This window comes from Mammaliicoccus sp. JADD-157 (assembly GCF_049310805.1).
Classification (GTDB): domain Bacteria; phylum Bacillota; class Bacilli; order Staphylococcales; family Staphylococcaceae; genus Mammaliicoccus; species Mammaliicoccus lentus.
This window is the reverse complement of record NZ_JBMOVZ010000005.1, coordinates 60814-75152: the sequence shown is the minus strand read 5'-3', so window position 1 is coordinate 75152 and position 14339 is coordinate 60814. Positions and strand designations below refer to the sequence as shown.

The window sequence follows — 14339 nt, the reverse complement described above, 5'->3', positions numbered from 1 at the left end:
ATTAATTATCTGAAATTTCTAAAATCTTATTGCTAAGTATACGGAACTTTGCTAATCTATTGTTATTCTATTTTGAAAGAGGTTTTAGCGATGATTACATTTATTTCTTCCATTATCATATTGATTTTAGGTTATGTTTTTTATGGAAAATACATAGAGCGTGTTTTCGAAATCTATCCAGATAAAGAAACACCTGCTTATAGTAAGCAAGATAACATGGACTTTGTACCAATGCCTGCCTGGAAAGGTTGGATGATACAATTATTAAATATAGCGGGTCTTGGACCTATTTTTGGAGCAGTTTCAGGTGCATTATATGGTCCAGTCGCATTTATATGGATAGTAGTAGGATGTATTATCGCAGGTGGCGTGCATGATTATTTTTCAGGTATGCTTAGTTTAAGACATGGTGGCGCACAGTTTCCTAAACTTGTACAACATTATTTAGGTAAGTTTATTAGAATATTTACAGATATTGTATCTGTCGTGCTTATGGTATTGGTGGCTGCAGCTTTCGTAGCTGGTCCAGCACAACTACTTTCATCAAAAACACCTATTTCTTTCTTGGTGGCATTAATTATCATATTTGCATACTTTATTCTTGCTGCTATTCTTCCTATTAATAAAATAATTGGTCGTATTTATCCAATATTTGGTGTTATTTTAATTGTGATGGCTGTTAGCGTAGCAGTTGCGTTGATATTTAGTGGAAAACCAATTCCAGAAATTACAGTTCAAAACTTACACCCTAGTGGCATCCCAGTATGGCCACTTCTTATGGTAACAATATCATGTGGTGCTATTTCTGGTTTCCATTGTACTCAAAGCCCTATTATTTCTAGAACTGTTAAAAATGAATCAGAAGGCAGAAAAGTATTTTATGGTGCCATGATTTCCGAAGGTATTATTGCTCTTATTTGGGCAGCAGCTGGTATGACTTTCTTTGGTGGTACTAAAGGTTTAGGAAGTCAGTTACAATCAATAGGACCAGCAGGTGTTGTAGATCAAATCTCAATTCAATTACTAGGACCTGTAGGCGGTGTATTAGCATTACTAGGTGTTATTATTTTACCCATTACTACCGGTGACACTGCATTAAGAAGTTCTAGAATGATTATAGAAGATTTTGTTAAAGATAAAGTGAGCATAAATTCTAAAGCTTTAATGATTGCTGCAAGTTTTGCTGTTGGTATTCCTGCTTTCTTTCTATCTACAATCGATTATTCATTCTTATGGAGATATGTAGGTTTCACAAATCAAATTGTCGCAACTGTCATGTTATGGGTTAGTGTGAGTTATTTACTTAGATATAATAAAGCACATCTCGTTGCTGGGATTCCAGCATTGTTTATGACAGGAGCTGTCAGCGTATATGTGTTATATGCACCAGAAGGATTATCCCTCCCTTATAACACTGCTTTAATTGGTGGCGCTGTAGTATTTATTATTGTTTCAATATTATATGTGAGAGCAATACTTAAACAAACCGAACCAATTGCATCGCCAACTCAAGATTTATATACATCTTAATTCGAGATTAAATCTATCTATGCATAACCAAACTTATTCTAAGCAAACCTAGCCTGGATAATGTGTTATGTATAGATTTTTTATTTTTAAATCATGACTATCTATAGTTGAAGCATAGCTGTATGATATGATTAAAACAGTTTATAAAAAGGAGCGTATTATATGACTTTCAACGTACAAACACTTAAAAATCAAAATCCCATCATTTCTAAAATGGCAAACCCTGAAGAAATTTTTTGGCAAAACCCAGACTATCAGTCCGATTCCTCGCTTCCTTTTACAATTGATGATATTAAAGATGCGGAAGCAAGATTGAGCCGTTTTTCTTCATATATAAAAACAGTTTTTCCAGAGACAAAAGAAAACAATGGAAAAATCGAGTCTCAAATTTTTTCATTAGATACATTTAAAAATATAGAATTTCCTAATTTAAAAGGTCAATTGCTTTTAAAAGGCGACCATGCCTTACCTATTTCAGGTTCTATTAAAGCACGCGGTGGTATTTACGAAGTTTTGAAATTTGCAGAAGAAACAGCTATTAAAAATACTAACTTCACTGAAAATAGTGATTATAGTATTTTAGCAACTGACCAATTCAAAAATTTATTTTCACAATATCGCATTGCTGTAGGTTCCACAGGAAACTTAGGCTTAAGTATAGGTATTATGAGTGCGAAATTAGGGTTTAAAGTCACAGTACATATGTCACAAGACGCAAAAGAATGGAAAAAAGCTTTATTAAAATCTAAAGGTGTGGAAGTTGTAGAACACGTTCAAGATTATGGCTATGCTGTTAAAGAAGGCAGACAGCTTGCTCAAAACGATCCTTATTGTCACTTTGTAGATGACGAATCTTCAAGTGATTTATTCTTAGGATATGCAGTAAGTGCACTTCGTGTTTATAAACAACTTGAGGAAAGAAATATCACTGTAGATGACAATCATCCTCTATTTGTTTATTTACCATGTGGTGTTGGTGGTGGCCCAGGAGGCGTAGCTTTTGGCCTTAAAATGATTTTTGGAAAAAATGTTCATCCCGTATTTATAGAACCTACGGAAGCACCTTGTATGACTTTAGGTATGGTTACTAAATTACATGATGCCATTAGCGTACAAGATATCGGTTTAACTGGTAAGACTGTAGCAGATGGTTTAGCTGTTAGCAGGCCTTCAAAACTAGTTGGTGATGTAATGACATCATTGTTATATGGTGCTTGTACTGTAGAAGATAATCAACTATATCTTTATTTAAAAACTTTAAAAGATCAAGAAAATATCTTTATAGAACCATCTGCAACATCAGGCTTCCATGGTGTAAAAAATATAATAGAAATTAATAAAGATACAGAAAATGCAACCCATCTCGTGTGGTCTACTGGAGGTAATATGGTACCTGATAAAGAACAGGCATTATATTATCAAAAAGCTGAAGAAATAATAGATAAGGAGTAAGATAACTTGATATTACTAATTATATTAGGTGTTGTAGCTGGTCTATGTGTACCACTTCAAACATCAATAAACACGAGATTAGGAAGTTATACAAAATCGCCTATCCTTGCTTCTTTTTATTCATTTTTAATTGGTACGTTAACATTAATCATTATTAATTTAGTAATGAATCCTCAAAAATTAACACCGTCATTCATTATGAACCAAGAATTTTCTTATGTATGGTTTACTGGTGGTATGCTAGGCGTAGTTTTCTTAACAGGAAATTTATTGCTCTTGCCAAGAATTGGCGCTGCTTTGACAGTAGTAATGACAGTATCAGGTCAAATTATTATGGGACTATTTATCGACCAATTTGGCTTATTCGATGCAGAAGTTCATACTATTAATATAGGCAGAATTAGCGGCGTTTTGCTGATGTTAATTGGTATAATATTTATGAATTACAAAAAGAAATCTGCAAGAATTATTACGAATGAGACGCAATACACAAAGTTTTGGATGATTTTAGGTTTGTTTACTGGTTGTTTACCACCTATCCAAACTGCCATCAATAGTGCATTAAGATATGAAGTTCAATCTTTCTATTTATCATCACTCATTTCTTTCGCGATTGGTACGATAGTATTACTAATACTATCTCTTATTATAGTTAGAAGAGTACGTTTTAAATTAAACCAGGAAGGACAAGGTAGAATCAAACTTATTTATTTCATCGGTGGACCTTTAGGAGTTGTATTTGTAACAACTAATATTCTACTAATGCCAGAATTGGGCGCTGCACTAACATTAATGGTTGTTATATTTGGGCAAATGCTAATGGGATTAATCATCGATCACTTCGGTATGTTTAACACACCAAGGTATAAAATTACTGTAAGAAGAGCTGTTGGCGCATCTTTAGTCTTTATCGGTATAATAATATTGAAATTATTTTAATTCATTAAGGGGTGAATGATATGGACTTAACATTACAATCTGGGGATGGTATGTTAAATATTAGAGTTGGTGCTATCATTAAATCGAATAATCACTATTACTTTCACTATGATAAAAAAAGAATTACTATGCCTTAATTGGTGGGCGCGTTAAATATTTCGAAAGCTCAGATTCGGCAATTAAACGTGAAATTAATGAAGAGTTAGGCATTGAATGTAATAAGGTACAATTCGTTACTACAATACAAAATTTCTTTGAATACCAAAATACGTCTATTCATGAAATTTTATTTATGTACAAACTTGATTTAGATGAACATATTAAAAATATTCCTAATAATCATAATCAAAATAATATCGATTATGTATACGTTAATTTAACGGATATTCCAGAGTTAGACATTAGACCTGAAAAAGCAAAAGAAATCATACTAAAACAAATTGACATACAACCATTATTTATCGATAGAAATTCTACTAAATAATAGTAATTTTTGTTTAGAGTACATTTTTATGTACTCTTTTTTAATTATTTATATTCTTTATAATCAATTGTGCTTATATTTTCTCACTCAGCTAAATTTTACTATTCTTATTCTTTATCATAAATATTAAGTAAAACTTTAAAAATACAGTGTTTTTATTGTAAAATGTTTATTTTATTCACCAATAGGGTAGTTTAAGTGAACAAACTGTTCACAATTACTTATATTTTTTCTAATTGTAATAATTCTTTTACTTGTCTCTTTGCTCAGTTTAAATTATAATAAGTATGAAATTAGAATTATTATAATTAAGGAAACATAGGAGGACAATTATGACTAACAATTCAAAACTTACAGGTCTTTTTGGTGCACCTGTATCAGATCGTGAAAATACTATGACTGCTGGTCGTCGTGGCCCTATCTCAATGCAAGACATTTATTTCTTAGAACAAATGGCGCATTTTGATAGAGAGGTTATTCCAGAACGTCGTATGCACGCTAAAGGTTCTGGTGCTTTTGGTACTTTTACAGTAACACATGATATTACACAATATACAAACGCGAAAATCTTCTCAGAAATCGGTAAACAAACAGAAATGTTTGCACGTTTTTCTACAGTTGCTGGTGAACGTGGTGCTGCAGAAGCAGAACGTGATATCCGTGGTTTCGCGCTTAAATTCTACACAGAAGAAGGTAACTGGGACTTAGTTGGTAACAACACACCTGTATTCTTCTTCCGTGATCCTAAATTATTCGCAAGTTTAAACCACGTTGTTAAACGTGATCCAAAAACAAACATGCATAACCCACAATCAAACTGGGACTTCTGGACACTTTTACCTGAAGCGTTACACCAAGTAACAATCTTGATGACTGACAGAGGTATACCAAAAGGTTTCCGTAACATGCACGGTTTCGGTTCACACACTTATTCAATGTACAATGATGAAGGCGAAAGAGTATGGGTTAAATTCCACTTCAGAACTCAACAAGGTATTGAAAACTATACTGCTGAAGAAGCGGAACAAGTTATTGCTAAAGACCGTGAATCAAGTCAAAGAGACCTATTCAACGCAATCGAAGAAGGCAATTTCCCTAAATGGAAAATGTACATTCAAGTTATGACTGAAGAACAAGCTAGAAATCATAAAGACAATCCATTCGATTTAACTAAAGTATGGTTCAAAGACGAATACCCACTTATTCCAGTTGGTGAATTCGAATTAAACCGTAACCCAGAGAACTATTTCCAAGATGTAGAACAAGCTGCATTCGCACCTACTAACATCGTTCCTGGTATTGATTTCTCACCAGATAGAATGTTACAAGGTCGCTTATTCTCATATGGAGATGCTCAACGTTACCGTTTAGGCGTTAACCATTGGCAAATCCCTGTTAACTCTCCTAAAGCTGCGGAAAACGTATGTCCATTCTCTAGAGATGGTCAAATGAGAGTTGATGGTAACTTTGGTAGCGAAATTAACTATTATCCAAATAGTTATAGCAAACACGAATCACAACCTGAATATAAAAAACCAGGTCTTGAAGTAGAAGGACAATTATACGAACACGATTTCCGTGAAGATGACGATAACTACTACGAGCAACCAGGTAAATTATTCCGTCTACAATCACCAGAACAACAACAACGTATCTTCCAAAACACTGCAAATGAAATGCAAGGTACTACTGACGAAGTTAAACACCGTCACATCCGTAACTGCTACAAAGCAGATCCAGATTACGGTAAAGGTGTAGCTGAAGCTTTAGGCATTGATATTAACTCAGTTGATTTAGAAGGGTAATATAAAGAAAAAACACGCCATGTATAATGGCGTGTTTTTTTATACATATAAATAGATGAAGTAGCAAAGTGTGAATAGTTGTGGACCCTCTCTTGCGATACTCAGAGTGTCTAACAACTTTAAAATTCGATTTTCTAGCCTTTTATACTTATAGTTTTATAATAATAAATACAAATTTTAATAGACAGAAAAAAATAGGGAGCGTTACAGAATCTCATTTCACTAAAAGATTTCTGTTCTGCTCCCCTCTTTTTTAATTAACTGCTTTTTGTGTCTTAATCATATGCAGGAAGTAATAGCTTACTAACCCTATTAAGGCTACAATAGCCATTGCGAAGTATAGGCCAGAATATCCTATTGAGTTTGTAAAGTTACCTAATACATATGGTCCAAAGCCTAATCCGAAGTCTAGACCTATAAAGTATGTTGAAGTTGCTAATCCCATTTTTTCTATTGGAGATACTTTGATAACCAACGCTTGGAAGATAGATTGTAAATTCCCAAAGCCTAATCCTACAAATGCACCTGCTATTAATAATACTAATCCACTGTTTGCAATACTGATGAGGAATAGTCCTAATACTAGACAAATAAATGCTGGGATGGTTACAATATTCTCCCCTCTTTGATCCATAATTCTACCTGTGAATGGTCGTGTTAGTAGAATTGCAATAGCGTATACAACGAAGAAGAAACTTGCTGCATCTACTAGATTATTTTCTTGTGCGAAGAATTGAATAAATGAAAGTACTGAAGAATATGCAATACTCACAATAACTACAACAATTGCTATCGGTAATGCATGAACTGAGAAGAAGTCCGTTAGTTTAAATCCTTTTTTAGTTTCATTTTGTACTGCTACCGGTGTTTCTATCTTCATAAATATTGACATTACAAATGCGATAACAATTAAAGTTGTACAAATTATAAATAATCCTTCCATTGGTATGTGTTGATATAAGATTAGCCCTATAAACGGCCCTATAGCCGTTCCTAGTACCATACTTAAGCTGTACATACTTATACCTTCACTACGTCTATCCGCAGGTGTTATATAAGCTGCTATTGTCCCTGTTGCAGTACTTGCAATACCACTGGCAGCTCCGTTAATAATACGTACAATTAATAGTAATGCGAATGACGATGCAGAAACTAAATATAATCCATTAGTAATAACTAATAATAAACCTCCGATTACTAATACTTTTTTCGTTCCCAATATGTTGATATATTTACCAGTTATAAATCTACCAACTAAAGAACCCACAATAAATAGTCCTGATGCTAGTCCTGCGAAGCTATCAGAAACATGAAAAGTTGCTTTACTATATCCACCTACTGTAACTAATAATAAATACATAGATAAAAAGATAAAGAAACTAATAACAAAGTTAAATATAAAATCTTTCGTCCATATAGGATGTTTAATTTGATTATTCACTACTCCGTCGCCTCCTCAATTAAATAATTTCGAAATTGATTTAACAATTCCTCTGCTTTTAATAACTCTTGTTCATCTGCACCTATTGCTTCAAAACATTTATTCTGAAATTCTAAGACTTGTTCATAAATTTCTTTATGCATTGCTTCGCCTTTTTCAGTTAATGTTAAAAACTTTTCTCGTTTATCTTCTTTACTGTTAATGGCTTGAACAAGGTTAAAATCAATAAGCTTTTTGATTATTTTACGAGCTGTAGGCTTTTCTATAAAAGAACGCTTGGACACTTGTACGAGTGTTGTAGGTTGATTTCCTGCAATATCACGTAAGACTCTATACTGAGCTGCATATAAATCATATGGCTCTAAAATCACATTAATATGATGTATATATGGCCTATAAACGTTTATGTAACTATTAAAAAAATTATTCATTCTTTTATACCGCCTTTTCTCATAAAAAATAAAGTTAGCTTTGCTAACTAATACTACGCTATTCTACTCCTCTCAAATATTTATGTCAATATGCTTTTCTAATTACAACATTACATAAGCAATTTTTACTATAATGGAATTAAATGATTAATAGGAGGAGAAAAGATGCTAGAACATTTATTTAATAAGTTAAATGATAAAGAAGAAGAAATGATAGCCATCAGAAGATATTTACATGAGAACCCTGAATTATCTTTTGAAGAGGAACAAACAGCTAAATATATTGCTGACTTTTATCAAGATAAAGATGCTATTGTAGAGACAAATATAGGTGGAGAAAATATACATGGCATTAAAGTAACGATTGATTCTGGTAATCCTGGCAAGACACTTGCGTTAAGAGCCGATTTCGATGCCCTGCCTATTAAAGAAGATACAGGTTTAGAATTCTCATCTAAAAATGAAGGTGTCATGCATGCTTGTGGTCATGATGCGCATACAGCGTATTTAATGATTCTTGCAGAATGTTTAATAGAAATGAAAGATAAATTGAACGGAAAAATTGTTATCATACATCAACCAGCTGAAGAAAAACCTCCAGGTGGCGCACAATATTTAATTAAGGATGGCATATTAGATGGCGTAGATAATGTTATAGGTGTACACGTTATGAGTACTATGCCTGTTAACAATGTTTATTACCGAGAAGGAAATGTTCAATCTGGACGCAACTTTTTCAAATTAAAAATCACTGGTAAAGGTGGACATGGTTCTTCTCCACATTTAGCTAACGATCCAATTGTCGCTGCTAGTAGTTTCGTTATGTCAATACAAACAATTGTATCAAGAAGATTGAACCCATTTGATATGGGCGTTATTTCAATAGGATCATTTGATGGAAAAGGACAATTTAATATCATTAAAAATGAGGTTGAACTAGAAGGTGATGTTAGAGGGATGAATGATGACGCCCTTGAATTAATGGAAAATGAAATTAAAAGAATAGCCCATGGATTAGAGACAATGTATGGCGTTGACTGTGACTTGCAATATACAAATGATTATCCAGTACTATATAATGATCCAAGTTTAACGAAACAAGTCGTACAATCTATTGAATCAGCAAATATTCCCGAAGTTAATGAAGTTATAAGATGTGAACCACAGCCACCTTCAGAAGACTTTGCATACTATGCTGAAGAGTTACCGTGTACATTTTTCTATGTTGGAGCAAGTCCGAAAGATAAAGAAACCTACGCTCACCATCATCCTAAATTTGATATTGATGAAAGCGCAATGCTGATTGCAGCTAAAACAGTTGCTGCTGCCACAGTAGATTATTTAGGTAAAAAATAATTTAGTTATGATAAAACTAGCAATAAAACAGCCTGGGAGATAATTGTCATGGTAAATCCAATAAGAGGCGTCTGTACTTGGATTATTGTCCTAGTAAACCCAATAAAGGTGTATGTACTTGGATTATTGTTCTAGTTAATCCAATAAGAGGGTCTGTACTTGGATTATTGTCCTAGTTAATCCAATAAAGGTGTATGTACTTGGATTATTGTTCTAGTTAATCCAATAAGAAGGTGCTCTACTTGGATTATTGTCTTAGTTAATCCAATAAAAAGTGCTCTACTTGGATTATTGTCCTAGTTAATCCAATAAAGGGTGCTCTACTTGGATTATTGTCATACTTAATCCAATAAAGAGTGGTCTATTTGGATTATTGTCCTAGTAAATCCAATAAAGGCGTCTGTACTTGGATTATTGTCGTAATAAATCCAACAATAATATCAACTCTTGCCTTTTGATTAATCCCATCCAAAAAAGAGCTAAGGATTGATGTCCCTAGCTCTTTTTATTTACACACTCTTATCTTTTCTTTTAGGATACCCAACGATTATGGATACTATCCCACAAACGACGAGTAAATAAGGATAAAACGAATATGGTATCAATGAGACACTTGAAATGCCTGCAACACTTGTTGCTGCTAACACTTGGCCTCCGTATGGTATGATACCTTGTACACTACTTGCAAATATATCTAGTATGCTGGCAGACTTCCGGGCGTCAATTTCATAATCTTCCGAGATTTCTTTTGCTAAAGGTCCAGTAGTTATAATAGCAATTGTATTATTAGCTGTAGCGAAGTTTGTTGTAGTTACTAAACTTGCTATACCAAACTCTGCTCCCTTTTTAGTTTTAACTCGACTTGTTACAGTATTAAGCAACCATTGAATACCGCCTTGATATTGAATCATTCCGATAATACCTCCGATGAATAGAGCTATCATCGCTATATCTTGCATACCTATTAAACCGTCAGATATGGCTTTTAAGTTTTCATTAATTGTAAAGGATCCTGTGGTCAATCCGATAAAGCTTGCAATTACAACACCTAACACTAACACCATTAAAACATTCATACCACATAAAGCGGCGATTAATACAAATAAATAAGGTATCACTTTAACTAAAGAATAGCCACCTTGACTTGTTTCTGCTATACCTAAATCTTTAGTTAGAAACCAAAGAATAATAACTGTCATAATCGCTCCGGGTAAGACAATGAAAAAGTTCACTTTAAATTTGTCACCCATTTTAGTTTTTTGAGTTCTAACAGCTGCAATAGTTGTATCAGATATCATCGATAAGTTATCTCCAAACATTGCGCCACCTACAACTGTTGCTATCGATAAGGCAATTGAGATATCTGTTGACTCAGAAATACCAACACCTACAGGGGCCAATGCCGCTACTGTCCCCATGGATGTACCCATCGCAACTGAGATAAACGCACCTACGATGAATAAACCAGCTAGTAAAAATTGAGGTGGAATTAATGATAAGCCAAGGTTTACAGTCGAACTTACCGCTCCCATTGCTTCAGCCGTTTCACTAAACGCTCCAGCAAATAAAAATACAAATACCATTAATAAAATATTAGGGTGGCCTGCCCCTTTTGTAAATATGTCTATTTTTTTCGTTAAATTAGTTTTTGGATAAATAATAAATGCAAAAACAGTTGAAATCAATAAAGCAACATTTATTGGTAGAAAATTAAAATCACTTGTAATAATACCTGTACCTATAAACAAAGCAACAAATACTATTAAAGGTGATAGTGCCCAAAACGATGATTTTTTATTTATTTGTTCCATTGGAATCTCCTTATTGTTAACTTTAATACTTCAAAAGATTACATGACATCATACTATACGTCAAATTATTTTTTTGATGATTAGATTATTTATTTTAGGCAATATCATATATAATAGTGGTTAAATAATATTGAAGGGGTTATACGATGATTATAAGCAATACTGTGAATAGCTTTATACACAACCATCAATTAACAAAATCATCATTTGAATTATACTATACGAGATATTTTAATGAATTCTCAAATGCTGGTAAATATGTTGATAATCTTGTATCAGCTCTTCCTTATACTATTCCAAAAATCGAAAATGACATTCGAAATGTATCACATGTAAACGATCAGCTCGTACACATTATATTTGATATTCGTTTGCTGTTTTTAAAACAATATAAAGTTTATTTGCAACCTAATATCTACTTTTTAATTGGTGACTATCAAGATTTTGGCACCATCCCTACAAAATCTTCAACAACATTATTTTTATTTATAGAAAAGTTATCCGAACGCGTTGATGATTTATATGCAATGGTCGCCTATTACTTCACTAAATTATACATACATCAAACAGAGTATATTCAACTCTTCTTCAATGAACAAACTCAAATTAAATACCCTAATATGCTTTTAGAAGAAATAGCAACTTTAGGCATCATGCGGCAATTAAGTATTAATTATCCTTTTATGTCAGATTCAAATTATAATAAAATACAGAAATTAGAACAAGAACTACATTATATATAACTTCAAAAGGAATGGAGGTGAGACAGATATATACGTCTCAACCTCCACTCCTTTATTTTTTATTCATCATGTGTATTTTTCAAAGACTTCATCAAGTCTCTTATAAGAATAGTTACACTATGTTTTTTTGATAAATTACTTATATATAAAGCTACTTCTAATTGTTTAATATCTGTGTCATCAATAATTTTCATTTCTTTTTTCGATTGAACGATATTATAAACTAGTTCACTAAACAGCATATATCTATTAGAATTAATCGTAATATCCAATGCTGATTGAGCATATGCTAAGCATCTATCGTATAATGCTTCACTAAAATAAATATTCGATAAAGTATAATATAGTTTTATTTTATAGTTGTCTTCTACGTTAAAACGTTTAGCTATTTGCAAACCTTCTTCTAATGAAGATTTAGCCAACTGATTATTACTTTCTCTATAATAGAAAATTGCTCTCGTATTACAAACTGAAACTTGTAATTTAGTAAACATATTTGAATCAATTAACTTATACGCTTCTTCTATTAATAAGATTGCTTGATTTATATCTTCATATTTATAAAAAGCTATGATAGATCTCACCCATTTAGATGCTGCAATTTCGTCAGTGGAACTATTTGATAAATAGTTGCCATCAATAATAGGTGTTAAAGCATCGTAATCTCTATCTTCAAGTAACCTTTCAATTACTTTTAACTTTTGTTCAAGTTGTGTATCTAGTTCTTCCCCAACATATAAATAATCCATACTACAACTTAATTTTCTAGAAATATTAAACAGCAATTGCGATCCCGGTTGCAATTCGTTTTTTTCTATTTTAGAAATCTGGCTTTGTGTTGCAATACCTTTTGCTAGTGATTGTTGAGATAACTTTAAATCTCTCCTACGTTGTTTAACACGTTCTCCTAATTTCATCTATAACGCTCCCCGACATTCTATTGTCTTTATTTCATACATCTTTATGTTTAAACTTATTACACTTAATAAATCTTACATATTTTATATATAAAAAGACTAACTATGTCTCTTCATTCTAATCTCGCTAGAAAGAAAATACAATTAATTTAGCTATTATAAATTTGCGACAATATCAGTGATACTTTGCTTTAATGATTCAAGTAATTTAAAATATGTAACAATATACAATTTCATAGGGGGCAGAACTCATGTTCACAATCATAAAAAATGGTGATATTTATTCACCAAAATATATTGGCCAAAATTCAATTCTTATTCAAGGTCAAACCATCCTCAAAATCGGTGATATAGATATAGAAAAATTTAAAGATATCGACCCAAACTTGAATATAATTGATGCAGAAGACAATATTCTTATACCCGGTATAATAGACCCACACATTCATTTATTAGGCGGTGGAGGCGAAGCAGGTTATATGACGCGAACGCCAGAGGTGAATTTATCTGAACTTATAGAGTGCGGTATTACATCAGTAATAGGATTAATAGGTACAGATGGTATTTCTCGTACACTTTCAAGTTTATATGCAAAAGCCAAAGCTCTTGAAGCAGAAGGGATTTCAACATATATGTATACAGGTAACTACCACTTACCTGTTACTACTATTACTGATTCTATAAAAGAAGACTTAATGTTAATAGACAAAGTAATTGGTACTGGAGAAATCGCTATTAATGACTTTAGATCTTCTATACCTAACACAGATGAACTGGCTAAAATTATTGCAGAAACTACTGTTGGAGGAATGTTGAGTGGTAAAGCAGGAGTTACTCACTTTCATTTAGGAACTGGAAAACATAACTTAAATCAAATTCATAATTTACTAGCAAACTATGATGTCAAAGCGAATAAAATATACATTACGCATTTCGACAAAAGTTTAGATTTACTTAAAGAAGGAATCACTTTAAGTAATCAAGGTGTTTATATAGATTTAACAGCCGATACAAATACTGTAGATTGTGTAGATTATTATCTTCAAAATAATGGCGATATCGCTCAACTCACTATTTCATCTGACGGTCACGGTAGTTTACCTAAATTTGACCACAATAATCAACTTGTTGGGTATGATGTTGCTAAATGTTATACATTAACAGAACAACTCTTTAATTTACTCAAACATTATCATCAAGATAAATGGGATGATATTATAGCACTGTTCACTTCTAACGTAGCTAATGCATTAACATTGCATCATAAAGGACATATTCATGAAAACTATGACGCCGATATTTTAATCATTGATAAGAATAGCAATAAGATTAAAAATGTCCTAGCAAAAGGAAAAGAAATGTTATCTGATTACAAAGTAATACGTAAAGGTATGTATGAATAATTAAGGGCCCGGGGCAATTATGTAAGT

12 protein-coding genes are annotated in these 14339 nt (G+C 32.5%); 8 read left to right on the top strand and 4 right to left on the bottom strand.

The window, feature by feature from the left end; all coding sequences use genetic code 11:
• Positions 1-90 precede the first annotated feature (90 nt).
• From ACO6VN_RS12770 to ACO6VN_RS12750, 5 genes are all read left to right on the top strand, one after another.
• The gene (locus tag ACO6VN_RS12770) at positions 91-1530 is read left to right on the top strand and encodes a carbon starvation protein A (protein ID WP_194201485.1); all 1440 of its coding nucleotides are present in this window, start codon (positions 91-93) and stop codon (positions 1528-1530) included.
• 162 nt (positions 1531-1692) lie between these two features.
• Complete coding sequence (locus ACO6VN_RS12765) at positions 1693-2982, top strand: D-serine ammonia-lyase (protein WP_194201484.1); 1290 nt, start codon at positions 1693-1695, stop codon at positions 2980-2982.
• Between the two features lie 6 nt (positions 2983-2988).
• On the top strand, positions 2989-3921 hold the full coding sequence (locus ACO6VN_RS12760; RefSeq protein WP_194201483.1) for a DMT family transporter: 933 nt from the start codon (positions 2989-2991) through the stop codon (positions 3919-3921).
• Positions 3922-4057: 136 nt separating this feature from the next.
• Positions 4058-4405, top strand: a complete 348-nt coding sequence (locus tag ACO6VN_RS12755) for an NUDIX domain-containing protein (protein ID WP_422404796.1) — start codon at positions 4058-4060, stop codon at positions 4403-4405.
• A 332-nt stretch (positions 4406-4737) separates the two neighbouring features.
• Complete coding sequence (locus ACO6VN_RS12750; RefSeq protein WP_194201481.1) at positions 4738-6210, top strand: catalase; 1473 nt, start codon at positions 4738-4740, stop codon at positions 6208-6210.
• Positions 6211-6463: 253 nt separating this feature from the next.
• On the opposite strand, the gene ACO6VN_RS12745 is transcribed toward ACO6VN_RS12750, so the two are convergent.
• Entirely contained in the window at positions 6464-7651 is a 1188-nt protein-coding gene (locus ACO6VN_RS12745) for an MFS transporter (RefSeq protein ID WP_194201480.1), read from the bottom strand.
• The gene (locus ACO6VN_RS12740; protein ID WP_017001145.1) at positions 7651-8082 is read right to left on the bottom strand and encodes a MarR family winged helix-turn-helix transcriptional regulator; all 432 of its coding nucleotides are present in this window, start codon (positions 8080-8082) and stop codon (positions 7651-7653) included. Before ACO6VN_RS12740 ends, ACO6VN_RS12745 begins: the two co-directional genes overlap by 1 nt.
• A 165-nt stretch (positions 8083-8247) precedes the next feature.
• Here ACO6VN_RS12740 and ACO6VN_RS12735 point away from each other — a divergent pair, with 165 nt between their 5' ends.
• Positions 8248-9438: a M20 family metallopeptidase gene (locus ACO6VN_RS12735; RefSeq protein WP_194201479.1), complete on the top strand. Its 1191-nt coding sequence runs from the start codon at positions 8248-8250 to the stop codon at positions 9436-9438.
• Between the two features lie 509 nt (positions 9439-9947).
• Here ACO6VN_RS12735 and ACO6VN_RS12730 read toward each other — a convergent pair.
• Positions 9948-11249, bottom strand: a complete 1302-nt coding sequence (locus ACO6VN_RS12730) for a Na+/H+ antiporter NhaC family protein (protein ID WP_194201478.1) — start codon at positions 11247-11249, stop codon at positions 9948-9950.
• Between the two features lie 146 nt (positions 11250-11395).
• Between ACO6VN_RS12730 and ACO6VN_RS12725 the strand changes: the two genes are divergently transcribed.
• Positions 11396-11992: a hypothetical protein gene (locus ACO6VN_RS12725; RefSeq protein WP_194201477.1), complete on the top strand. Its 597-nt coding sequence runs from the start codon at positions 11396-11398 to the stop codon at positions 11990-11992.
• A 59-nt stretch (positions 11993-12051) separates the two neighbouring features.
• Here ACO6VN_RS12725 and ACO6VN_RS12720 read toward each other — a convergent pair whose 3' ends face one another.
• Entirely contained in the window at positions 12052-12909 is an 858-nt protein-coding gene (locus ACO6VN_RS12720) for a helix-turn-helix domain-containing protein (RefSeq protein ID WP_422404761.1), read from the bottom strand.
• A 251-nt stretch (positions 12910-13160) separates the two neighbouring features.
• On the opposite strand from ACO6VN_RS12720, the gene iadA reads away from it, so the two are divergent.
• Positions 13161-14312, top strand: a complete 1152-nt coding sequence (gene iadA, locus ACO6VN_RS12715) for a beta-aspartyl-peptidase (RefSeq protein ID WP_194201475.1) — start codon at positions 13161-13163, stop codon at positions 14310-14312.
• Positions 14313-14339: the final 27 nt, after the last annotated feature.